Source organism: Paraburkholderia bonniea, assembly GCF_009455625.1.
Lineage (GTDB): Bacteria > Pseudomonadota > Gammaproteobacteria > Burkholderiales > Burkholderiaceae > Paraburkholderia > Paraburkholderia bonniea.
Genome location: NZ_QPEQ01000002.1, coordinates 828639 through 851701, shown reverse-complemented (window position 1 = coordinate 851701; position 23063 = coordinate 828639). Strand labels below are relative to the sequence as shown.

Annotated in this window: 15 protein-coding genes; 6 read left to right on the top strand and 9 right to left on the bottom strand. The window is 56.3% G+C overall.

What is annotated here, in order from left to right; all coding sequences use genetic code 11:
• Genes GH656_RS17405 through GH656_RS17365 form a run of 9 tightly spaced genes read right to left on the bottom strand, consistent with a single transcriptional unit; the run spans position 1 to position 9177 of the window.
• A complete protein-coding gene (locus GH656_RS17405; RefSeq protein WP_153077277.1) occupies positions 1-849 on the bottom strand; it encodes a type II secretion system F family protein in 849 nt (282 codons plus the stop codon).
• A 10-nt stretch (positions 850-859) separates the two neighbouring features.
• Entirely contained in the window at positions 860-2731 is a 1872-nt protein-coding gene (locus tag GH656_RS17400; protein WP_153077276.1) for a TadA family conjugal transfer-associated ATPase, read from the bottom strand.
• 22 nt (positions 2732-2753) lie between these two features.
• Positions 2754-4391: a type II and III secretion system protein family protein gene (locus GH656_RS17395; RefSeq protein ID WP_153077275.1), complete on the bottom strand. Its 1638-nt coding sequence runs from the start codon at positions 4389-4391 to the stop codon at positions 2754-2756.
• A 23-nt stretch (positions 4392-4414) separates the two neighbouring features.
• Positions 4415-5518, bottom strand: coding sequence for a Flp pilus assembly protein CpaB (gene cpaB / locus GH656_RS17390; protein ID WP_153077274.1), 1104 nt, complete (start codon positions 5516-5518; stop codon positions 4415-4417).
• A 20-nt stretch (positions 5519-5538) separates the two neighbouring features.
• Positions 5539-5736 carry a hypothetical protein gene (locus GH656_RS17385; protein ID WP_153077273.1) on the bottom strand — a complete coding sequence of 66 codons (198 nt, stop codon included), beginning with the start codon at positions 5734-5736 and terminating at the stop codon, positions 5539-5541.
• A gap of 3 nt (positions 5737-5739) precedes the next feature.
• Positions 5740-6453, bottom strand: a complete 714-nt coding sequence (locus GH656_RS17380) for a hypothetical protein (protein WP_246184354.1) — start codon at positions 6451-6453, stop codon at positions 5740-5742.
• Positions 6450-7304 (bottom strand): hypothetical protein, encoded by an 855-nt coding sequence (locus GH656_RS17375; protein WP_153077272.1) that lies wholly within the window; start codon positions 7302-7304, stop codon positions 6450-6452. Before GH656_RS17375 ends, GH656_RS17380 begins: the two co-directional genes overlap by 4 nt.
• 7 nt (positions 7305-7311) lie before the next feature.
• Positions 7312-8871 (bottom strand): pilus assembly protein TadG-related protein, encoded by a 1560-nt coding sequence (locus GH656_RS17370; protein ID WP_153077271.1) that lies wholly within the window; start codon positions 8869-8871, stop codon positions 7312-7314.
• 24 nt (positions 8872-8895) lie between these two features.
• Positions 8896-9177 carry a Flp family type IVb pilin gene (locus tag GH656_RS17365; RefSeq protein ID WP_153077270.1) on the bottom strand — a complete coding sequence of 94 codons (282 nt, stop codon included), beginning with the start codon at positions 9175-9177 and terminating at the stop codon, positions 8896-8898.
• A gap of 640 nt (positions 9178-9817) precedes the next feature.
• Here GH656_RS17365 and GH656_RS17360 point away from each other — a divergent pair.
• From GH656_RS17360 to GH656_RS17335, 6 genes are all read left to right on the top strand, one after another.
• Positions 9818-17005: an ESPR-type extended signal peptide-containing protein gene (locus GH656_RS17360; protein ID WP_153077269.1), complete on the top strand. Its 7188-nt coding sequence runs from the start codon at positions 9818-9820 to the stop codon at positions 17003-17005.
• On the top strand, positions 17002-19020 hold the full coding sequence (locus tag GH656_RS17355) for a YadA family autotransporter adhesin (protein WP_246184353.1): 2019 nt from the start codon (positions 17002-17004) through the stop codon (positions 19018-19020). The genes GH656_RS17360 and GH656_RS17355 overlap by 4 nt, the downstream gene beginning before the upstream one ends.
• 94 nt (positions 19021-19114) lie before the next feature.
• Positions 19115-20248 carry an OmpA family protein gene (locus tag GH656_RS17350; protein WP_153077267.1) on the top strand — a complete coding sequence of 378 codons (1134 nt, stop codon included), beginning with the start codon at positions 19115-19117 and terminating at the stop codon, positions 20246-20248.
• A gap of 371 nt (positions 20249-20619) precedes the next feature.
• Complete coding sequence (locus GH656_RS17345; protein ID WP_153077266.1) at positions 20620-21231, top strand: response regulator transcription factor; 612 nt, start codon at positions 20620-20622, stop codon at positions 21229-21231.
• A 12-nt stretch (positions 21232-21243) separates the two neighbouring features.
• Entirely contained in the window at positions 21244-22062 is an 819-nt protein-coding gene (locus tag GH656_RS17340) for an Hpt domain-containing response regulator (protein ID WP_153077265.1), read from the top strand.
• Positions 22059-22958 carry a hypothetical protein gene (locus GH656_RS17335; RefSeq protein ID WP_153077264.1) on the top strand — a complete coding sequence of 300 codons (900 nt, stop codon included), beginning with the start codon at positions 22059-22061 and terminating at the stop codon, positions 22956-22958. Before GH656_RS17340 ends, GH656_RS17335 begins: the two co-directional genes overlap by 4 nt.
• Positions 22959-23063 lie beyond the last annotated feature (105 nt).

Genomic DNA, 23063 nt, shown 5'->3' with positions numbered 1-23063 from the left:
TTACACGTTGATATTGGTGATCTTGGTAATCGACTTGTAGCCGAGAAACTCCATGACGGCGATGACACCTAGCGTCGCCCAGCCAACTGGTTTGCTAAAGAGCGGCTCCATGGCGGTGGGCTCCATCCAGCGCAGCACCAGCATCAGGAACAGGGGCAAACAGGTCATCACAATGCCTTGCATCCGGCCTTGCGACGTGAGCGCCTTGATCTTGCCTTCCATCTGCAGTTTTTCGCGCAATGTGCGGGCCACCGATTCAAGCGCCTCTGCCAGGTTGCCGCCGACCTCCCGGGCGATGGTGACCGCTGCCGTCACCATCATGAAGTCGGGTACCGGGATGCGTTTCTCGACGTTGCGCATCGCCGTGTCCAAATCCACGCCAAGACGAATTTCGCGCATCAGCAAGTCGAATTCCTGCGAAATGGGAGGTGCGGATTCCTGGACGACGCTTTCGAGCGCGCTAGGAAAGCTGGCACCTGCGCGCAACGCTCCCGCCATCATCAGCAACGTATCGGGCAACTGCTTTTCGAGTGTCGCAATCCGCTTCTTGCGCATCGCGGCCAGCACTCGTTTTGGCAGTATCAGCGCGAGCGGGATCGTAGCGAGTGCGACTAGCCAGTTATCACTAAGAAGAAAGGTGACGAGCGGCAGCGCCAGCATGGCTGCCATGGTCCAGGCAGCGACCTTTTGCCGGTTCACGAAAACAAAGGCTTCGGCAAGCGAGGCCTCCACTTCGTTGGCCATGTCGCGCGACCGGCTGGTCAATGCGGTTTTACCCACCCGCATGACGAGCCAGATGACAAACAGGAAACCGCAGAAGGTCGGTATCAGAATAAAAAGGGGATTCATGGTGACCGGCCTAGTGTTCTGCTGAGCGCGTGAATATTTCGGTGTTCACAGGAATATGACGGCGCATCAGGTCTTGATAGAAATCAGGGATATAAGCCGTTGGTACAAAGTCGCCGGTGATCTTGCCTTGCTCATTGAAGCCTTTCTGGCGATACACAAACACGTCTTGCAACTGGATGACTCCGGATTCCATGCCGCTGACTTCGGTGATGTGCGTGACCCGGCGTGAGCCGCATGAGAAGCGGGTCTGCTGCACGATGATGTCTACGGCGGAGCAGATTTGCTCGCGGATAGCCTGCACAGGCAGATCAAGGCCAGCCATCAGCGTCATCACTTCCAGCCGGGCGATACAGTCACGTGGCGCGTTTGCGTGAGCGGTGGTCAGCGAGCCGTCGTGGCCGGTGTTCATCGCCTGCAGCATGTCGAGTGCTTCGCCGCCACGGCATTCGCCGATCACGATGCGGTCTGGACGCATCCGCAAGCAGTTCTTCACGAGATCGCGGATATGCACGGCACCCTTGCCTTCCATATTGGCGGGCCGGGCTTCCAGCGAGACGAGGTTGGGCTGCGACAGTTGCAGCTCGGCTGCGTCTTCGACGGTGACGATTCGTTCGTTATCGGGGATGTAGCTCGACAGCACGTTCAGCAAAGTGGTTTTGCCCGAGCCTGTGCCGCCCGAAATAATGATGTTGGCGCGTTGCTCAACGGCTGTATTCAGGAACTCCAGCATTTCTGGCGACATCGAGCCGAAATTCACCAGATCCTCGCCGTCCAGCTTGCGCGTGGAGAATTTCCGGATCGTGATACTGGGCCCCTTGAGGGCGAGCGGTGGAATGACTGCATTCACACGCGAGCCATCAGACAGCCGCGCATCGACCATTGGTGAGCTTTCGTCGATACGGCGGCCGATCGGTGCGACGATCCGCTCGATTGCACCGATCACGGCGCGGTCATCGGTGAAGATCACCGACGAGCGAGTGAGCTGCCCTGACTTTTCGACAAAGATCTCATCGTGGCAATTGACCATGATTTCGCTGATGCTTGTATCTGCCAGCAGTTCTTCCAGCGGCCCCAGCCCAATGATTTCGTCGAACACGGCCTTTTTGAGCGCATTGAGTGGAACCTCCGCGTTGCGGAAGATCGGATCGTGCTGAAGGATGTCGTCAAGCGCGCTATTTACGGTGTTGCGCAATTCGTCATCTTCCATGCGCGCTACGTTCAAGCGGCGCAAATCAAGCGCGGCGATCACACGCATGTGTGCCAGCTTGCGCAGCTCGATGCCCGAAGGGCTATTGATGGGCGACACCGTGAGGATCTCGGGCGCTGTCTTTTTGACGCGCACCGGTGCTGTGCGCAATGGTGTCTGTGGCACGGGCGCTGGCATCTGTGCCTGCACCTCTACTGGCGCGGCAGGTGTTGTGCTGGCTGTCTGCGGCTGGGTGAACAGCGTCGTCTTTGAGGATGAGGACGTTGCGGGCAGCGCCATGCCGGGTTCGCGGTCCGCTCTAAACGTGATGCTTTGCTCTGCGGCGTTTGCGACTGCTGCTGGCGGCATAGCGGGAGCTGTTTGAGCCGCCTGAGCCGCCTGAGCAGGCGAGGATTCGAGCATTTTCAGCGTAGTGGTGCCGATCTCGATGGTGTCCGTTCCATTGAGCGGGCCGTAGCGCGTCACGGGTTCGCCATTGACGAGCGTTGCTGTGATGCCACCTTGATCTTCGATGTAATACGCGTTTTGCTGCTTGACGATGCGCGCGTGAACTTTGCCGACCAGCATGCCCTTGATAACGATGTCGCAGCTTGCATCTTTGCCAATCGTGCAGCCGTCTTCCAGCGTGAACGTTGTGGCAGATGCATTGCGTGGCTGAATCTGTAAGTTAAGCATTGAGGTTCTCGATTAATTCTGGTCAGTTACCCGAGCTACCGAGCACGCCAACTTGTTGTGCGGGCAGCTTGCCGCCCGGTGCGGCGGCAGGCGCGGCTCCAGCCTTGGCCGCAGCAGAGGTGTCGCGTGGGGTGTTCAGCATGCGGATGGCGTCTGCCAGCCCGGCTGAGGAGCTCGGCACGGGAGCTGGGCTGGGCTGCTGTGCCGCTGGCGGTTGAGTCCACTGCGTGGCTTGATAAGGCAGGCTCCGGACCGGTGCGACAGGGATTGGCTGGGTAGGCGCGATCCGTTGACGCGGTTCCGGCGTCGCATTTTTATCTGCGGCTTTAGCCAGCGGGCTAGGGGCGCCATACCGCTCGCGGTATTGCTCATCAACAGCATCGGCGCGTGACAGCAGGTTCGTGTTGGGTGCCTGCGAAGGATCGGAGATCACCGGCGTGACAAAAATCACCAGATCGCTCTTCTTGGCGCGGAAGCTCTCTGAGCCAAACAGTTTGCCGATGATGGGCACCTTGCTGAGATAAGGCAGGCCCGTCGTGCTTTCCAGCGCATCGGCGCTGATCAGCCCGGAGATCGCCAGCGTTTCGCCCGCGCGCAGCGAGATGTCGGAGGTGGTCCGGCGCGTCAGGAAGCCCGGGTAGCCGCCATACGAAACGGATGGATCCAACTGGCTGATCTCGGTGTCGAGACTGGCGGAAATGATGTTGTTCGCGTCGACCACCGGACGGATGTTCAGCTTGATGCCGTAGTCCTTGAATTCGACGTCGGTCGTGCCGAGTGCGCCTGCACGCGGGATTGGCACCTGGCCACCGGCGAGGAACGTGGCGGTGCCACCGCTCTTGGTGTTGAGTTCAGGTGCGGCAAGCAGGAAGGCATCGCCATCGTTGATGGCGAGGTTGATTCTGGAAGCGATCTTGGACGCGATGCCCGCGACGAACAAGCTGCTGCCCGCCGCTGTCGACGCGAATGCTGCCTCTGGGTTGGCCCCTGCCTTGAGAAACCCCTGGCCTGCAACTGTTGGGCCAGCGAATGAGCTGTCCCATGCAATCCCCAGATTCTTCTGGGCATTACGCGTGAGCTCCATGATCTGCACCTTGAAGTGGATGGTCTTCTTGAGCGCATCGCCTTCATCGGTGGTCGTGGTGTCGATCACGTTTGTCAGATCTTCCGTAGCAGCTTTGACCAGCGGCAGCATGTTGCGGTGAACCACACCGGAGAGCACGATATTCGGCCCCACCGGATCAATATGCAGCCCGGGCACGGTGCGCAGCACGGTGCGCAATTGTTCCACGGAGAAATTGACATCGCCTTTCGCTACCCGAACGGTGGTTTGCAGCGCGATGCCCCGTTCATTCCAGACGACCAGAGAGGCCACGCCAGGCGCTTCCCCGATCAGCATCAGACGGCCATCCACCACATTGGCGGTAATCAGCGAACCATTGCCGACGGCGATGCGCTTGATCGTGCCAGGCACATGCAGCATGCGCACTTCGCCGCGATAGAGGTCCAGCATGCTGCCTCGGGCGGGGGTTCCGGTGTTGTAGAGCGTGCTTGAGGCCTGTGCCAATGCCAGCGGTGCAGCGTTGCACAGCAAGATACCAACGAGGACGGATGAGATTACACGGCGTGGAAATGCCTGTGCGTAGTGTTTGACTTTCATGATCGAAATCTGTGCTCTGTACTTTAGTTTCGACCCGGCTTGGCGCGCGAATCGAGGTTCTGCAATTGTTGGGCAATAGCGTTGGCCTGCTCGTAGACGCTCGACGCTTTGGCCGGCGCTGTGGTGTCAGGAGTGGAAGCGCCGGCTGGCGCAGCGGCTGCGCTGTGCTGGGGTGCGGCAGGAGCAGCGGCTGGTTTGGTGTGAGAGTTGAGTACATCAACCGGAATCAGCTTGGTTGCATTGTTCTGGCTACCGCCTGAGATGAACTCGATGACATTCGGCGTAGCGCTTTTGCCAGAACGCTTGCCCGTGCCAAAAAGTTGTTCTTCGCTGAGGTAGGTCGGAACATCCAGGCTCTTGTCCTTGGAGTTACGCAACACGAGGCGCAGTGCGCCGACCCGTTGCGCCAGCGCGAGGCGGGCGGCTTCAGCGACAGGCACCTGTACGGTGACACTGCCAAACGTGCTTTTATCAAGCCCATTGCCACTCGAATTCATGCCGTTGTTCATGGCTTCGCCAGCATCGCGTTGCCGCACGTCCTGCCCGGTAGCCAGAATCAGGATGTTAGGCAGCAGCAACTGGATGGCCGTGCCCTCGGACGGTGCGGTTGATTTGTAATCCATCGCATTGTTGCCCGCACCTACCCAGTAGATATCGACGTGATTGCCAGGCCGGACCATCTCGTTGTTTGAGTTGATCATGTCGATCTCGAGCGTGATTGCCCGCTCACCAACCGGCACGGCGTCCGAAAAATCACGGTTGCCCAGCGTATCAATGTCCGATGCGCGTAGCGGCAAGCCGCGCCGCACAGGCTGGACCAGCTTGGCGCTGCGGAGCTGGTCGAAGCTATCGGCCCGGATCATGTCGTCATAAACCAGATCCGTGGCAACTTCACGTGCGACGAAGACATTGCTTGCAAGCGGTGTGCCTGCCGGAACGTCTTGGCTCGGGACGACTACAGCCACCCCATGGCCTTGTTTGCCCGCTAGCTCGGCCTTGAGATTTTGTTCCCGTGTGTTCAGGTACTGGTACATGAAGTAGGTCAGACCACCTGCCACCAGAATGGCGGCCAGCAACAAGACCCATGAATTCCCGAGAAGGGAGCGAAGTTTGATTTTTTTAAGCATGACAGAGTGCCCTATACCGGTCAGGGCAGTGAAAGGGTGAAGCTATAAGCGCTAAAAAGTGACTTGAATGCGTCAACTAACTGGTCAATGGTTGAGGGTGATGTCACACCAGCTACGACCAGTGCAAGTGCGATGGCCATCGTGATCACCAGATATTCGGTGCCAGCCTGGCCACGTTGCTGCCTGGGCGCAGGTGCTGAGGAGTGGGGGAATTTCATAAGTCAACGATTCCTTGTTGCATTGATGACAGCCTGGGTTTGGCCTCCCTGATCGGAAAAAATCGCATCGACGTGATCGTCACCACGCTGCATCATCGCCATGCGCCCAACGACTCTTTGTGAGCCATCGAGCTTGTAGGACGGTGCCTGTGCGACGGTGGACCAGCCTTGAGCTGCGAGCCTGGCCTGGTAGCGTTCGGCATTGCCGGCGGCTTGCCCTGGCAACTGGATGAGCCAGGTGCGACCGGCTTGGGCTGGATCATGGCTTTCGACGTCGGAAATGACGTGGGCGCTGTCTGGCAACGGCACGGCCCGGTCGGGGATCTGACGCCGGGGGGCTTCCCCCCCTAAGCGGGTCACGCTGAGAATGCCTTTGGTGCGCCCACCCGTTGCTTTAAGCGGAATGGTGAGCACGTAGTGGCAGCTTGTGTCGAGCGCGCTTAGCAGCATGCCGGACGCGTTGCGCCGCCCCATTGCGGGCACTTGCTGCTTGCGCCAGAACGCGCGGAACTCAGCGATGACTTCTTCTGGCGAACCAGCGAAAGTCTGTCCCAGCACCGTGGTTGGAACGCCATTGACCAGCAGGTTTTGTCCGAAGACTTCGGTGCGCTCCGCCTTGACGGGCCGCTTGTCGCAGGCGGAGTCAGCAAGCGCCGCAGTGGACAGCCACGCACAGCCTAGCCACGCGCTACGAAAAATAAGTTGAGCGAGCTTCATGGTGCGAGACGGTCTTTGGGAACGATGTCTTTACCGCCGGGGCTGCGCATGTCCAGCGTGGAGATGTCCGGCGAGTATTTCTGCAGGGGCTTGTAGAGCGTTGGGTCGATGATGTCGAACTGCCGGACAGGAACTGCCTGAGTCGACAGGTCCCAGGCGCTGTTCCGGCCATTGGGCACCCAGGAGTTGCTCAGGATCACGCTGGTATCGCGGAATGTCAGGCCGTTAAAGGTGTTACCGAACAGGCGCTGGAGCGTTGCGTTGTTCTGCGCGACTGAAACGCTGACAGTGGCCGCTTGCAGGTTTTCAGTAGCCAACCCGATCTTTGCGTTGAAGGTGCCATGACCGACCGTCGGTATCTTGCCAAACACCTGACCGCTGTATTGATCCAGTTGAGGCGCGGGGGTGGGCCTGATGCTGGTTGTTACCGCAATATTTGCGTCGTCGCTGACGAAGGCTTCCCCACCGTGGTTGTTCCACATGACCGGCATCGCGGGCAGTCCTGCCGTTTGCTTGTCTGTATTGCTGGGCTTGGAGCCGGGTGCCAGGATGCGCTGGATATATTCGTTATGCAGCTCTGCATCGTTTTTGTTACTTGCTCCGGCATTCCCATAAAACCAGTCGAAGTCGCTGTGCATACCTTTTTCACGGGCGTCGGAGTCGAGCCAGACGGTACGTTCCCACGCGACGTAGCGCGAGCCCATCAAGGTCTTGTTACGGACATCATTAAATTTGCCCAGCATGGCGATGGCCAGAAATAAAACCCCCATGACGAACATGGCGGCGACGAGAAACTCCGTCATGGCCTGGCCACGTTGAGCACGTGGGCGTGAGTAAGTGAGTGACATCATGTTGGTTTTATCGAGACACGGGCGTAGAGATCTGGTCTTTCCAGGCGGCTTTACGCTCGCTGTCGCTGACCGGTGCGAGACGCACTTGCCAGTACGGGTTGAACATGCTGGGGTATTCAGTTTTACCGTCGACCCGGGACCAAAAGCGGCTATAAGAAAGCGAGCCGCTTTTCGTGCTGCCTGTTGGGCCTTCGTTGGGCCGCATGAAGTAAGCGTTAGCGCTGGAGAGCGCCCGCAGAACGTCGCCTGCCGTGCTAGGAGCGACCCTCATGCGGCCTCCGCCCTGAATGCCTGGTGTTGCTGTCAGCGTGTCGCTTTGGCGTTCCAGCTCAATCGTGATGCGCGGTGCCTCGGCGGCGAGCGGCTTACCCGGGAGGTCCTGATATGGTTGCAGCCCGCCATTTGCCGGGTCCATGACGATGCCTGGGCCTACCGCGATCTGAGTGGCCATGGCGTTGGGCACGATGCCAGGCCGCCCGCTCGAGTCGGCACCGAAGTTGTAGTAACCGCCATAACCGGTCCAGTCATTCTCAAACGAGACGAAGGGCGCACTGGTGAGAAAGGTGGGGACACCTCGATACATAGGCAGTTTGCCGTTAGCGGCACCTGCCCGGCCAGCGGTCAGCAACCCGAGATCTGGCAGGCACGACACTGTCAACGTGGTGTAACTCACATCAATTGCCTGCCAGCCTTTTTTGTCGCGGCGTAACTGCGTGCCACCTTCGTGCGACACCCGGCCAATGATGGTTCCGGAATCGCCGCGGCGGCAGATTTTCCCAGCGGTGTCGTTGATCTGCTGGTAGTCCGGTGCGGTGCTGCCAGTTGAGCGGCGATTTTTGGTGAAAGGATCGAGCGTGTCGCGGTCTGTGACGACATCTGCAAAATGGTCTTTGTTAATCGTGCCTGCAGGCGATGCGATCCGCGTATAGGTTTTCCACGCAGCAAGCTGATAGGCGTTGCGCGGACTGACGAAATACCCTTCAGTCACGTGCGTGTCTTTCTGGCTTTGCTGGGCGACCGCATTGGCGGCCTGTGGCACGGCGGTAAATACACCCGCGTGGAAATTGATCTGAGCCGTGCTTAAGCCATGAATGATTGTTCCGATGTCTTTGGCGACGACGGGCAGCAATGCGTCAAGCGTGGCTCGAACAGGCGCGATCTCAGCTTTGCCACGGCTTTTGGGGCCGGTCCATTTTTCAGGGTGATCGGCAAAGGCATTGATCATGTCGTCCGCATCCGACTGGCCCGGGATGTAGGTGTACCGGTTGTCGAGTTCGTCGATCCATGACTTGAGGCCGACTATCTGGGCTGCGGTTACCTGGTTGGCAACCATTGCGCGATTGGCGTAGGCGGTGAAATTGTAGTCACGCGCCTGCAGCATTGCGGCACTGTATGCGGCTGCGTCGGCGGTGTTTTGCAGCTTGATCTTGGCACTCGTCAGCTGGAACGAGTTGAATGCCACATAGACGCTAATACCACCGACTAGTAAAAAGATGAGTGCAGGGACCAGCGCTTGCCCGCTAGCGCTGGCAACCCTGGCCCTGTCCTTGCGGGCAGAGCGTTTCATGATGCTTGATCCAGATAGGACGTATTACTGACCTACATTGTTGGCGTCGTTATAAGTACCCATGTTTTTCGTCTTGTTGGAATTGGTTGTAGACAGGTTCGCATTGGCCTTGGCCTGACCAATATTGGTTTGGGCGTTCTGTCCGGCCATCTCATTGGTCAGACCGGCCGTCTGGTTACGGATCGTCTGGCCAAACAGCGAATACACCCCGATAGCCGACACTGCAATTAGCGCGACGATAATGATGTACTCAGTCATGCCTTGGCCGAGTTGCTTGCGTTTATTACGAATTTGCGTGAGTTTCATGGTTTATCTCTTTAAAGGTGAGTGTGAAAGGTTGAGTAAAAGGGTTTGTTTAAAAATACACAAATATTACGGGTTGAAGGTTTTCCGAATGTATTAACAAAAAAACAGACGGTTGACTCATTGCAGATGAGTATTTACGTCTGCCGCGAGTATAGAAACCCGGGTGACTATGAGGCTTGAGAAATTTCCCCATTCGAAGGTATTTATTTCCCAAACACATTGATCGATTTGTCGATTTTTATCGGGCATGGTGACGGTTCAGCCTTGCTGGATCAGGGCTTAAGGCTGATTCATTGCCATCTATAAATAATATTTTTGCTTTGAAATCCAGTTGTTGTCATGGCGCAACGCTTTATTTTTTGATGACTTCATTCGATTAACTCAATGAATTAATTGAATATTTTTTATCTCAATTTTTTTAAAAGCGCGCTATTTTGTTTAATCGGAAAATTCCTACAAAGATTTCTGCTTTTCTGATTTTTGAGGCATGGCTGGCCGCGTAAATTTGCGACACGTGAAAAACTTGGATTGGGCTATCTGCGCGATTGCTAGGTTTTCCGCTTACGACTGCTTTGCGGTTGTGTGTTTCAGAAATCACGAGCAAACGGGGTTTGCCCGTTTTTAATAGGAATCAAGAGGAATGAATAAAGTATACAAGTCAGTATGGAGTGCGGCGTCGGGCACCTACGTTGCCGCAGCCGAAACCACTAAGAGTAGTGGCAAAAAATCCAGTAAACGCAGCCGGAACCTGATGTCTAGCGCGGTGGCGTCGGCCATGTTGCTAGGCGCGGTGCAAGTAGCGAATGCTGCTGATCCCAAACCTTTTAGTAGTGGCGGATCGAGTGAGGTGGGTAATCTCAACCCCGCTTCCACAGATAGTACGCAAGCGGCTGCTACCGACCCGAAGGCGGTTAACGCATGGGGCTGCTTTTTGTTCATTTTCTGCTTTGGGGGCGGCGAGTCAACCACGACGAATAATTACTATAACGACCCCTATGTCTTGGTGAAGGGCGGGAAGGGCGACAAGAGCGATTATCCGACGGTTGACGGCGTGAGCGGCATTGCCATTGGTCCGAATGCCAAAGTGACGACCGTAGGCGGCATCTCAGGGATTGCGATTGGTGATGGAGCCCAGTCAGGTTCGAGCGGCTATACCGGTGCTGTTGCCATCGGGGGGCAAGCCAAGGCAGTTTGGGATCGAAGTGTAGCGCTTGGCTATGGGGCGACCGTAAATGGCCGTCAGGGCATAGCAGTGGGTTTTAACAGCCTGGCTTCGGGTTACCAGGCTATGGCTATAGGTACCGAAGCTTACGCGATGGGTACTCAAGGAGCAGCGTTCGGTCAGGGTGCCGGTGCTTCCGGTGCTTCCTCGGTGGCGTTAGGTGCGAATGCAATTGCCGCGTCATCTGGTTCGGTTGCCCTTGGTTCAGGTGCTATTGCAGCACGTATCAACTCCGTGTCGGTTGGTGCGAAAAATGCCGAACGTCAGATTACAAACGTTGCCGATGCAACTGCCGCGACAGACGCGGTTAACCTGCGGCAATTGAACGAGGCGATTAAGGGAGGCGGAGGCACGCCTATTCCTATTCCTCCTCCTCCTGATGAAACGCCTGCATATTTGGCAAAATATTTCAAGGCCAAGTCGGTTCTGGCTGATGCCAATGCGGTGGGTGAAGAATCGGTTGCGATCGGCGGGAATGCCTTGGCCTCGGCCCAGAACGCTATCGCGCTGGGTACGAATTCGGTTGCCAATCGGGAAAACACCGTTTCAGTTGGTAAAGCGGGTGCTGAGCGGCAAATTACCAATGTGCTGGCTGGTTCGCAAGACACCGATGCGGTCAACTTTGGGCAATTGAAGACGTCCATTCAGAACGCTATCAGCGGGGCACCCAACGTTGTTCAGTACGACTCGACAACACGTGACCGTATTACGTTAGGCGGTAAAGATACCTCTACAGGTCAAGTTGTTATCACTAACCTGAAAGATGGTTCGTTGCTGGCAAACAGCAGTGACGCGGTTAACGGCTCGCAACTTAGAACAGTTGATATCTCGTCTCAGCAACGAGACGGCCTCCTCGGTAATGTTATTGAGGGTGTGGCAAAGCAGCTAACTGAAGCACTGGGTGGTGGCGCTGGGCTGGATGATTCCAAGAAAGACAGCTCGAAACTGATTGCGCCAACGTACAAGGTGGGTGCCTCGACCTACAGGAATGTAGGAGATGCAATTAAGGCACTGGCTGAAGGTGGTGGCGGTGGTGGTGGCGGCGGTACTGATAATAAATATGTGGTGGTGAATTCGACGGGTGCTGGGGCAACGGCTTCTTCTACCAACGCTATTGCAATCGGATCGGGTGCAATCTCTAATGGTCCTGGCAGCGATGGTGGCGGCATCGCAATTGGTACGAAGGCTGTATCGGATTATGGAAAGAACCTCGCACTTGGTGATGCCGCAGCGGCAAAAGGCGGTGCGTATGGCGGTGGCTATAACACTGCGATCGGAGCGAATGCATACGCTGAGACGGGTGTTGTAGGTGACTGGGGATTCAATACGGCTCTTGGTGGGAAATCATACGTCAAGGCAGCAAGTGGAACGGCATTGGGTGCTGAGGCAACGGTAACAGCAAATGGTGCTACTGCGTTGGGAACCGGTACAGTCGCGGACCGGGCGCAAACGGTGTCGGTAGGTCGAGCCGAGGTGAAGGACGCTACGGGCAAAGTGACGACAACATCATTGCTCCGCCAGATTGTGAACATGGCGGCGGGTACAGCCGATACCGATGCAGTGAACCTGAAACAGCTTAAGGATGCAGGTATTACGATCGATACCAGCGGCCAGTTGACGAACGCGTTCGTTGCGTATGACGACACCACGAAGGGCAAGATCACACTGGGCAGCAAGGATTCGAAGACGCCAGTGATCGTATCGAATGTCGCCGACGGCAAGAACGCAAACGACGCGATCAATCTGGCCCAGCTTAAGGCAGCCGGTCTCTCGGTTGATACCAGCGGCCAGTTGACGAACGCATTTGTTGCATACGACAACACCAACAAAACTAATATTTCGTTGGGCGGTGGCGCTACTGGCACGAAGATCACGAATCTTGCAGCAGGCGGAATTTCGGCGGCAAGCACAGATGCGATTAACGGCTCCCAGTTGTACAACACAGCCTCGAGCATTGCTGAAGCGCTGGGTGGTGGTGCGAAAGTCGGGGGTGACGGCAAGGTGTCCAAGCCGAGCTATATGGTCGGCGGCTTGCCATACGGCAGCGTTGGCGAGGCGGTGGACGCACTTAGCAAAACTGTTGGCGGAATCAATAGCATTACTGAGACGTCCATCAAATATGTGAAGGTGATATCACAAGGGAAGGCGGCTAGGGCAAGTGGTGCCGAGTCGGTTGCTATTGGTGGTTTGGCAACTGCACAAGGCGATGATTCGGTAGCAATTGGCCCTGGAGCCGTTGCGAATGGGCCTAACTCGGTCGCTCTTGGCGGCAACTCCGTAACGACTGAGAAGTACACGGTATCGATTGGTAGTGCTGGTGCGGAACGGCGCATTGTTAACGTCGCAGACGGCATAAATGCTAGTGATGTCGTGACGCTCGGGCAACTGAATGCATTGCGTGCCGAGTTGACAAAGCCATCAAGCCGGATGGCTGGCCCGGCTGTGCGGTCGCTGGCAGCTGATGATACTACTTATGTTCCCGCCGGGCCTATCGATCAGTACATCGTGATCAGTCCAAAGGTGAGTGGTGCAGCGACGTCGGTTGATGCCAAGACCACAAATTCGATGGCGATTGGTCCAAAGGCTTCGGTCTTGGGTTCGTCGTCGCTTGCCATCGGTTCAGGCGCTGTAGCGAGCCTTGGGGAAAGCACCTCCATTGGTACCAATGCAACTACCAATGGTGAGGGCGCTACGGCAATTGGTTCAGGTGCTTCAGTAGGGTCCGGTGCAAACAATGCTACTGCTGTGGGTAAGGATGCTATAGCTAACGGCGTAGGGTCACTGTCGCTAGGTTACGGCGCTAGCACACAGGACAAGGACACGATTGCTATCGGTAGAACGGCCGTTGTCGCCGTGTCTGTTACAGGCAGCGTGACAATCGGTAGTGAGTCGCGCGTAAATGCAAGCAACAGCGTTGCGCTGGGCACAAAATCCATTGCTGCTCGGGCAAATACGGTTTCGGTGGGCGATTCAACTAATTTTCGTCAGATCACCAGCGTTGGTGCGGGTACGCAAGCGACAGATGCAGTGAATTTGTCCCAGTTGTCGGGCGTAGTTGCCGCGCTTGGCGGCGGGGCAGCAATTGATCCGACCACCGGTAAGGTGACAGCACCGTCGTACAAAGTGGGCGGTGGGTCCTATACAGATATCGGTTCAGCGCTTGCTGCCGCAGCGCTATCTGGCTCATCGCCTGATGCCGTGAGCTATGACTCGTCGATTCACGACCGGCTGACGCTGGGCGGTAAGGGTTCGACCACGCCAGTAACGGTTTCGAATGTTGCAGATGGCAAGGATGCGAACGATGCGGTGAACCTGAAGCAGTTGCAGGCAGCGGGCATCACGGTCGATACAACTGGCAAGGTGACGAACGCGTTCGTTGCGTATGACGACACCACGAAGGGCAAGATCACGCTGGGCGGAGGTGCTGCTGGCACGACGATTGCGAACGTGAAGGCAGGAACGCTGTCAGCTTCGAGCACAGAAGCGGTAAATGGCAGCCAGCTGTTTGAGGTAAACAAGGCTGCAACGGAAGCGAAGACGGCGGCTGAGAAGACGAGCAAATACCTGGTGGTGAACTCAGGTGGTGCAGCGGCAAGTGCGACGGGTGGGAATGCGATAGCACTGGGCGATGGCACGACCGCTACGGGTACGGAGAGCATCGCACTGGGCCACAACACCAAGGCCACCGGCACTTACTCGGTTGCAGTGGGTTCTTCTGCGGTAGCAGACCGTGATAACGCGGTGTCTTTTGGCTCGTCATCTTTCAAGCGGCAACTGATTAACGTAGCGGCTGGTACGGCCGATACCGATGCAGTGAACCTGAAACAGCTTAAGGATGCAGGTATTACGATTGGTACCAGCGGCCAGTTGACGAACGCGTTCGTTGCATACGACGACACCACGAAGGGCAAGATCACACTGGGCGGCAAGGATTCGACGACGCCAGTGATCGTATCGAATGTCGCAGACGGTAAGGGTGCGAACGACGCGGTGAACCTGAAGCAGATGCAGGCAGCCGGTATGACGATTGATACCAGCGGCAAGGTGACGAACGCGTTTGTTGCGTATGACGACACCACGAAGGGCAAGATCACACTGGGCGGCAAGGATTCGACGACGCCGGTGATCGTATCGAATGTCGCCGACGGCAAGAACGCCAACGACGCGGTCAATCTGGCCCAGCTTAAGGCAGCCGGTCTCTCGGTTGATACCAGTGGTCAGTTGACGAACGCGTTTGTTGCATACGACGACACCACGAAGGGCAAGATCACACTGGGCGGTAAGGATTCGACGACGCCAGTGATCGTATCGAATGTCGCAGACGGTAAGGGTGCGAACGACGCGGTGAACCTGAAGCAGATGCAGGCAGCGGGTATGACGATTGATACCAGCGGCAAGGTGACGAACGCGTTTGTTGCGTATGACGACACCACGAAGGGCAAGATCACACTAGGCGGCAAGGATTCGACGACGCCGGTGATCGTATCGAATGTCGCCGACGGCAAGAACGCCAACGACGCGGTCAATCTGGCCCAGCTTAAGGCAGCCGGTCTCTCGGTTGATACCGGCGGCAAGGTGACGAACGCGTTTGTTGCATACGACGACACCACGAAGGGCAAGATCACACTGGGCGGTAAGGATTCGACGACGCCAGTGATCGTATCGAATGTCGCAGACGGTAAGGGTGCGAACGACGCGGTGAACCTGAAGCAGATGCAGGCAGCGGGTATGACGATTGATACCAGCGGCAAGGTGACGAACGCGTTTGTTGCGTATGACGACACCACGAAGGGCAAGATCACACTGGGCGGCAAGGATTCGAAGACGCCGGTGATCGTATCGAATGTCGCCGACGGCAAGAGCGCAAACGACGCGGTCAATCTGGCCCAGCTTAAGGCAGCCGGTCTCTCGGTTGATACCAGTGGTCAGTTGACGAACGCGTTTGTCGCATACGACGACACCACGAAGGGCAAGATCACACTGGGCGGTAAGGATTCGAAGACGCCAGTGATCGTATCGAATGTCGCTGACGGCAAGGGTGCGAACGATGCAGTGAACCTGAAGCAACTGCAGGCAGCCGGTATGACGGTTGATACCAGTGGTCAGTTGACGAACGCGTTTGTTGCATACGACGACACCACGAAGGGCAAGATCACACTGGGCGGCAAGGATTCGACGACGCCAGTGATCGTATCGAATGTCGCTGACGGCAAGGGTGCGAACGACGCGGTGAACCTGAAGCAGATGCAGGCAGCCGGTATTAAGGTTGATACCAACGGCCAGTTGACGAACGCGTTTGTTGCGTATGACGACACCAACAAGGGCACCATTACATTGGGTGGTGCTTCTAGCACGAAGATCACGAATGTAGCGTCGGGCGGAGTTTCGGCGACGAGCAAGGACGCGATTAACGGTTCGCAGTTGTACGAGACAGCCAATAGCGTTGCTAAAGTGCTGGGTGGTGGCGTCACGGTAGGCTTGGATGGCAAGTTGTCGGACGGCTATCAGGTCGGTGACAAGAAATACGACAACGTTGGCAAGGCGATGGACGCGCTGAGCACAATTGTTGGCGGAATCAACAACATCACTGAAACGTCTATCAAGTATGTGAAGGTGGTGTCAAAGTCGGCGGCGGCCACGGCAAGTGGTGCCGATACGGTTGCTATTGGCGGTTTGGCAAATGCACAAGGCGATAATTCGGTAGCAATTGGCCCTGGAGCCGTTGCGAAGGCGAGTAACTCGGTCGCTATTGGCCGCAACTCCGTAACGTCTGAGGAGTACACGTTTTCGGTTGGTAGTGCTGGTGCGGAACGGCGCATTATTAACGTCGCAGACGGCATAAATGCTAGTGATGTCGTGACACTCGGGCAACTGAATGCATTGCGCGCCGAGCTGAAAAAGCCATTAAGCCGGATGGCTGACCCGGCTGTGCATTTGCTGGACGCTACCCCAGATGCCGATATGCTGCCTATCGGGGCTGCCGGACCTCTGTCGGACTACATAGCGGTCAGTCCAAAAGTGACGGGTGCCAAGGCGAGTGCTGATGCGAGTTCTACTAATTCGATGGCAATTGGTCCAAGGGCTTCGGTTCAAGGTGACCTGTCACTTGCAGTTGGTGCTGGTGCTGCCACGAACTTTGCTAGTTCCACAGCAGTCGGTTCCCAGGCAGCTACCAATGGCCTCAATAACGTAGTAGTTGGTGCAAAGGCCTCAACGGGTTCCAACGCAACCGATGCTGTCGTTGTGGGCGCGGGATCTGCAGCTAACGGCGTAGGATCCATCGCGGTGGGTACAAGCACTACCGTCCATGGGGATAACTCGATTGGTATTGGTAAGGGCATCCTGATCGGGATCGGAGCTACTGATTCTCTGGCTATCGGCACTGGTGCGGCTGTAGGGGCGAAGGTAACCAATGCCATTGCTCTAGGCTCGGGTTCCAAAGCCGATCGGGCAAATGCGATTTCGGTTGGCAGCACGCTCACCCAACGTCAGATCGTCAACGTCGCTGCCGGTACGGAGACAACCGACGCCGTGAACGTTACCCAGCTCAAAGGGGTACTGGCTACCATTGGCGGGGGGCCGTTATTGACAAGGATGGCAAGGTGACAACGCCATCCTTCAAGGTTGCTGGTGGCTCGTATACCGATATCGGTTCGGCCTTGACGGCTGCTGCGGCGGCGGGTTCAACGGGTTCGCCGGATGGCGTGGTGTATGACACGTCGAAGCACGACCAGTTGACGCTGGGCGGTGCAGGCTCGACGGTTCCCGTCACGCTGTCGAACGTCGCTGATGGTCAGAAAGCTAACGATGCAATCAACCTGAAGCAATTCCAGGCGGCGGGTATCAAGACCGATACGGCTGGTAACGTGACCAACGCATTCGTGGCGTATGACGACACGAACAAAGGCCTGATTTCATTGGGTGGCGCTAGCGGTACGAAGATCACGAATGTGGCGATTGGCGCTGTTTCGTCGGCAAGCAAGGACGCAATCAACGGCGCTCAGCTGTTTGGTACGGCGGACAGCCTGGCGAAGGCAATTGGCGGCGGCACGACAGTTGACGACAAGGGCATTATTTCCACGCCGACGTACACCATTGACGGTAAAGACTACAAGAACGTGGCGGATGCGATTTCGGCAGCAGCCAAGTCAGGTGGTTCAACCGACAGCGTGATTTACGACACGCCGGCGCATAACCAGTTGACGCTGGGTGGTGCAGGTTCAACGACTCCAGTGCTTCTGGCTAATGTGGCTGCTGGCAAATTAGCGGCCGGTAGCACGCAGGCCGTGAATGCTGGGCAGTTGTTCGACACGGCTACCAGCATTGCACAGGCGCTGGGTGGTAGTTCGGCACTGGGTGCCGATGGCAAGGTAACGAAGCCAAGCTATAAGGTGGATGGCGCGTCATACGAGGGCATTGATGGTGCACTGAGTGCGCTGAGTGCGAAGATTTCCTCGGGTGGCGGTTCAGCCGATAGCGTGGTGTACGACTCGTCCAAGCATGACCAGTTGACACTGGGCGGCACGACTGGCGCTGCGCCGGTCAGGCTGTCGAATGTTGCAGATGCGCAGACTGATAACGACGCAGTCAACCTGAAGCAATTGAAGGCAATAGGGCTGACCACTGACACCACAGGGCAGATCACTAATTCGTTCGTTGCCTATGACAACGCGACGAAGAGCAGTGTGACCTTCAATGCGGGTGGTGCGGCTAGCCAGTTGAAGAATGTTGCTGCAGGTGTAGATGCGACGGACGCGGTCAACGTTAGCCAGATGCAGGCGTATGTCGGTAGCCGTTCGCTGGCCGGAAATGGCGTGGCTTATGACGACTCAACCATGAGCCGTGTGACATTGGGTGGTGTTGGTTCAACTACGCCGGTGAAGCTGACGAATATCGCTGACGGTACCGATGCAGGCGATGCGGTGACCTTCGGTCAGTTCTCTGCGCTGCAAAGCAAGGTAAGCAACATCACGACAGGTGGCGGTGGCGGTACAGGTGGCAACACGTACATCACCATTAACGGTCCTGCTACTGATAGCGGCACGCCTCCTGTAGCGCCGGTTGCGACAGGCACTGATGCAATTGCCATCGGCAATGGTGCTTCTGCAACAGGCCTCTCAGCAATTGCTGTGGGTGCACGGACCGTGGTCGCGGGTGATAAATCGGTTGGGCTGGGTGCGGATGCGTCAGCACCTGCAATGAATGCTGTCGCGCTGGGTTCAGGCTCGGTGGCTGATCGTGACAACTCAGTTTCAGTTGGAGCGCTTGGTGCTGAGCGTCAGATCACCAACGTGGCGGCAGGTTCTGCGCCAACCGACGCGGTCAACGTGGGGCAGTTGAGCAGCGCAATGGGCGGGGTGTATCAGTCCATGCGTGACATCGACCGCAATGCGTCCAAGGGTATTGCGGCTGCGTCAGCACTGAACGTGGTGACGCCGTACTTGCCAGGACGTACCACCTTGAATGCAGGTGTTGCGAGCTACCGTGGTCAGCAGGCGCTGGGTATTGGCGTGTCGCGCTGGAATGACAAGGGTACGGTCAACTACAACCTTGGCGTTTCCAGCTCGGGCGGCAACAGCACCATCGTCCGTGCGGGTATTGGCATCGTTCTCGGCAACTAAGCATGGCCATCAGGCCAGATTAGGAGTTTGAAACGATAGCTGACTGGGTCGCACGGGAAATTTCCGTGCGACCCTCTTTCATGGAAGACATGACATGAAGTATTCATTAATGGTCATCGCGCTTGCCGTGGTGATTACCGGTTGTACCTCGCCTGCCACCCGTGATGCTTTACAGATTCAGGATCAGACGATCTTGCATAGCGGTTTTGGCACGCCACAAGATTCACATTCGGGAGCGCCTTCGCCTGAATGGCTGGATATGTATCGCAGTGTCCGCAGCACGCCGGCAGAAGCTGATTTGCAACGGCGTCTGGAAGCGCTTGGTCCGCGCAAGGACAATTATTTTGGCTACAAAGCGCAGTGCTGGATCAAAGCTGCGCAAGATGAGCGTGGCCATCGGGACCAGTGGGGTTTCATCGAAGAGGCGCTCTTTGAAGCTGGCAAACTGACGGCAGCACTTGAATCGGGGCAAGGATTGTCCGCGGACAATCCGGATCTCAGGACGTCATCGGCGTTGCGGCCGGATATCTGGAAAGATTTGCTGGCGGCTAAGTCTTCACCGGAGTTTCCTTCCTGTACCGACGCGCAGCGCCTGACGGCTTGTGCGGAAGTCGAGATGTACCGCGCCGGGCATGAGGCATGGACGCGCGACTTCAAGGGAAGCAAGCAGATCGTTGATTCGCTTGAAAAAGGTTTGCCTGATATCGGCACGGCGCTGGCAGCATGTACGCCGCCGCCTGCGGCAGCTCCAGTTGTTCCGGAGAAGATCACGCTTCAGGGTGATGCCACCTTCAAGTTTGACCGGAGTGATCTGGCGGGTATGTTGCCGAGTGGGCGTGCGCAGCTTGATGGATTGATTCAGAACATCAAGTTGACCAACGACCTCACGAATATCCGGATCGAAGGCTATACGGATCATCTCGGAAGCGATAGCTATAACCGGCGGTTATCTACCCGGCGCGCTGAAACTGTCAAACACTATATGCAGTCGGGTGGTGTGGCAGTTCCAATGACGGCTTTGGGTATGGGCAAGGCTAATCCTGTCGTGCAATGTTCGGACAAGAACCGTCATGCGCTAATTGAGTGTCTTGAGCCAAACCGGCGAGTGGAATTGAATTTCATGCGCCGCAATAGCGATGTTGTGCCTGTAGATCAATCCACATCGTTGCAGCCAGTTGCACCGGCTGCAGCGGTTGTCGAACCTGTTCTCGCAGAACCACAGCAGTAAGTCCATGCGTTTGATTCAATAGCAAAGAGATGCATGCACCCGGGCGTAGCCTGGATGCATGCATTTTTATTGTCTTGTTTGTTTGGTTCTATGTTATTCAAAAATAAATCGATGTTAATTAATCAAAAGTTACACTTTGGTGGTTGCCGGGTGAATTTTGATTAAATCAATATCGTCTTATATTAATGAAAATCACATTAATTTTTTGAATAACCCTGGAAATATCATTTTCGAGATTTTATCTTGTACAAGTTTTTTATAAAGGAGGAGAAAATTCTGATGTCCGCAGAAAATTATTTAAAATATCCAGAATTTTCATATCGCAATTTGAGTTTATGTCATAAAAGTAGAGATTTATAATGGGCCAAGGAATGAAAAAAATCATCATTGTTGATGATCATCCGATGATTCGCAGGACACTTTCTGCCTTGATCCGGGAAGACCCTGAACTGGAGTTAATCGGTGAATCCGGCGATGGGGAGGAAGGGCTAAAAATGGTGCTCTCTGAAAACCCCGATCTGCTTATCCTCGATCTTGAGTTACCCAATCTTGATGGTCTTTCCATGATTCGCCGGATTCGTCTGGTGAATAACAAGATGCGTATTTTGATTTTGTCGGCAAAATCCGAACAGCTTATGGCGGGTCACACTCATCTTGCAGGCGCGAATGGTTATGTTGGCAAAGGCCGCGAAATGGGTGAGCTGGTGACCGCGATCAAAACGGTACTTTTTGGCTATGACTGTTTTCCTGCCGCGCCCATGAACGTTCCTGGCAAGGCTGCCCGCCTGGAGGCCCTGTCTCCGCGTGAGGTAGAAGTGCTGCAGTACCTGGCACGTGGCGTCAATAACCGGGATATCGCTGTGCGGTTATTTTTGAGTGAAAAGACAGTCAGTACATACAAGACCCGGATTCAGGAAAAGCTGGGGCTTGAGTCGCTGGCCGGGATGATCGAGTACGCCGTCCTTCACAAATTAATTGATTGAGTTTGTTTGAGCATGAACACGATGAGCCCGACCAGCATGTTTTCGTCTGACGATGGACCACGGCGTGTTCTGGTCGTTGACGATAACGCGGTCAATCGCAAAGTGCTGGCGCGCCAGCTCAGCGTGCTTGGGTTCACGTCAATCGTCACCGATTCGGCAAGCAAGGCGCTGGACGCAATGGAGCGGGATCACTTTGATCTTCTGATTACTGATTTGCGGATGCCTGGTATCAACGGCATCGAGTTTGCGGAGCGTGTGCGTGAACTATCGCAGTCGGTACAGATCCGTGTGCCGATTGTTCTGCTGACTGCCGATGCCACTGTCGAGCAGGGCCCTCCAGCTAGCAGTTCGCCCGTCGATGTCGTACTGGTGAAGCCGGTTGATCTGGATACGCTGGGAGCCTGCCTGAAAAAACTTTTGCCAGAAGAAGCGGGTCAGGGTCTGGCATTGGCTGCAGGGTCCCAGCAGATATCTGACTGTCCGGCAGGTTCAGATTTATTTGATCTCGATTATCTTGGCGCGCTGGCGCGACGCGGCGTTAACGTGTTTTCGCTATTGCAGGAATGGCGTCGTGAAGTGGATGAAGATCTGGCGCGCCTGGATAAGTACCGGCGCTGCGCGGATCTTGCTGGGGTCCGCTCATCGCTGCACCGGCTCAGCGGTTCGATGGGCCTGGTTGGGAGCCGCCTTTTGATGAGTGATTTCCAGCAGTCCAGCACGGCGCAGCAGATGCCTGAAACGTGTGTGCTGGATTGTCTTGTCGCCACTACCCGGAAATTAGTCGAACAACTCAAGCAGGCACCGTTGCCGTATGGGAGCCCTCAGCAATGAGCCGGGGTGTGCTGCATGCGGTTGAGGGCGATCTGGCGATTCCGGCGCTGGGGCCACTAAATCGATTACCCCCTCCGTTTGGCCATGCATGGCCAGGCTTTTTTTCACCACAGACGACCCGCCGCGAGTCCCGCCGCGCGGTGCCTGCCACGCGGCCTGGATCCTCTGTCCGCATGCTCGCTTACTGGCCTGCGTCTGCGTCTGCACCGCGTCCGGGCGCGAACTGCCTCGATGATGCGATGGCTGATGCGGGTGAGTATCTGAGAGAAAGCGCACCACGTGCCCGCTCGTCTCGCACCAATTACATGCTGGCGTTGCTGATCGCGTTGAGCGCAATGCTAGCCATAGCGGGCCTCATCATGATGAATTCTGGAAGTAGTGAGCAGAGCGTTCCAGTTGCATCCGCTGATCTAGCCGCTGTTGTGTTACCTGAACGGCAGGCTGTGCCTCTGGCTGTTACAACGGCAACGGCTCACGCTCATTCAACCGCACAGCCGATGCCACGCGCGGTGACTCGCCCGATGGCTGCCGGCCTGGCGGGACAAAAAAACACCGGACACACCATGGATCAAGCGCGACTGCCACATCAGGCATCGGCCAGGCACGCGGGCGCATACGATGCATCGGCCTATCCGGTTCAGCCGGTTAATTCACTTAATTCAGTTAAACGCGAGGCTCAGGAGGTCTCTTGCCAATCGCCGGAAAAGTGCACGCGATTGGTGGAGCATGGGCGTATGAATTCGGCGGCTGAATGGCGTGAATGGATGGCGCAGGTTGTTGGTACCCAGCGCCGGGAGCCTGCTGTCTATGCCAGCGTTCCGGACGACGCTAACTGGATGGCTCGGGTACACCAGCGCAGGGTGACGGATAACCCCGCAGCCTTTGGGCGTGAATAACGCTGGAGCAAAGCGGGCTTGAGCCTGGCACCGAAATTGAAAAATGTTTAATAAAAAACCCGCTTCAACGTGAACACGTGAAGCGGGTTTTTAACGACTGCGCAA

What these genes read in the sequence shown, in the direction of transcription:
- GH656_RS17405 (WP_153077277.1), bottom strand. Translation starts at nt 849, where the DNA reads ATGAATCCCCTTTTTATTCTGATACCGACCTTCTGCGGTTTCCTGTTT.
- GH656_RS17400 (WP_153077276.1), bottom strand. Translation starts at nt 2,731, where the DNA reads ATGCTTAACTTACAGATTCAGCCACGCAATGCATCTGCCACAACGTTC.
- GH656_RS17395 (WP_153077275.1), bottom strand. Translation starts at nt 4,391, where the DNA reads ATGAAAGTCAAACACTACGCACAGGCATTTCCACGCCGTGTAATCTCA.
- cpaB (WP_153077274.1), bottom strand. Translation starts at nt 5,518, where the DNA reads ATGCTTAAAAAAATCAAACTTCGCTCCCTTCTCGGGAATTCATGGGTC.
- GH656_RS17385 (WP_153077273.1), bottom strand. Translation starts at nt 5,736, where the DNA reads ATGAAATTCCCCCACTCCTCAGCACCTGCGCCCAGGCAGCAACGTGGC.
- GH656_RS17380 (WP_246184354.1), bottom strand. Translation starts at nt 6,453, where the DNA reads ATGAAGCTCGCTCAACTTATTTTTCGTAGCGCGTGGCTAGGCTGTGCG.
- GH656_RS17375 (WP_153077272.1), bottom strand. Translation starts at nt 7,304, where the DNA reads ATGATGTCACTCACTTACTCACGCCCACGTGCTCAACGTGGCCAGGCC.
- GH656_RS17370 (WP_153077271.1), bottom strand. Translation starts at nt 8,871, where the DNA reads ATGAAACGCTCTGCCCGCAAGGACAGGGCCAGGGTTGCCAGCGCTAGC.
- GH656_RS17365 (WP_153077270.1), bottom strand. Translation starts at nt 9,177, where the DNA reads ATGAAACTCACGCAAATTCGTAATAAACGCAAGCAACTCGGCCAAGGC.
- GH656_RS17360 (WP_153077269.1), top strand. Translation starts at nt 9,818, where the DNA reads ATGAATAAAGTATACAAGTCAGTATGGAGTGCGGCGTCGGGCACCTAC.
- GH656_RS17350 (WP_153077267.1), top strand. Translation starts at nt 19,115, where the DNA reads ATGAAGTATTCATTAATGGTCATCGCGCTTGCCGTGGTGATTACCGGT.
- GH656_RS17345 (WP_153077266.1), top strand. Translation starts at nt 20,620, where the DNA reads ATGAAAAAAATCATCATTGTTGATGATCATCCGATGATTCGCAGGACA.
- GH656_RS17340 (WP_153077265.1), top strand. Translation starts at nt 21,244, where the DNA reads ATGAACACGATGAGCCCGACCAGCATGTTTTCGTCTGACGATGGACCA.
- GH656_RS17335 (WP_153077264.1), top strand. Translation starts at nt 22,059, where the DNA reads ATGAGCCGGGGTGTGCTGCATGCGGTTGAGGGCGATCTGGCGATTCCG.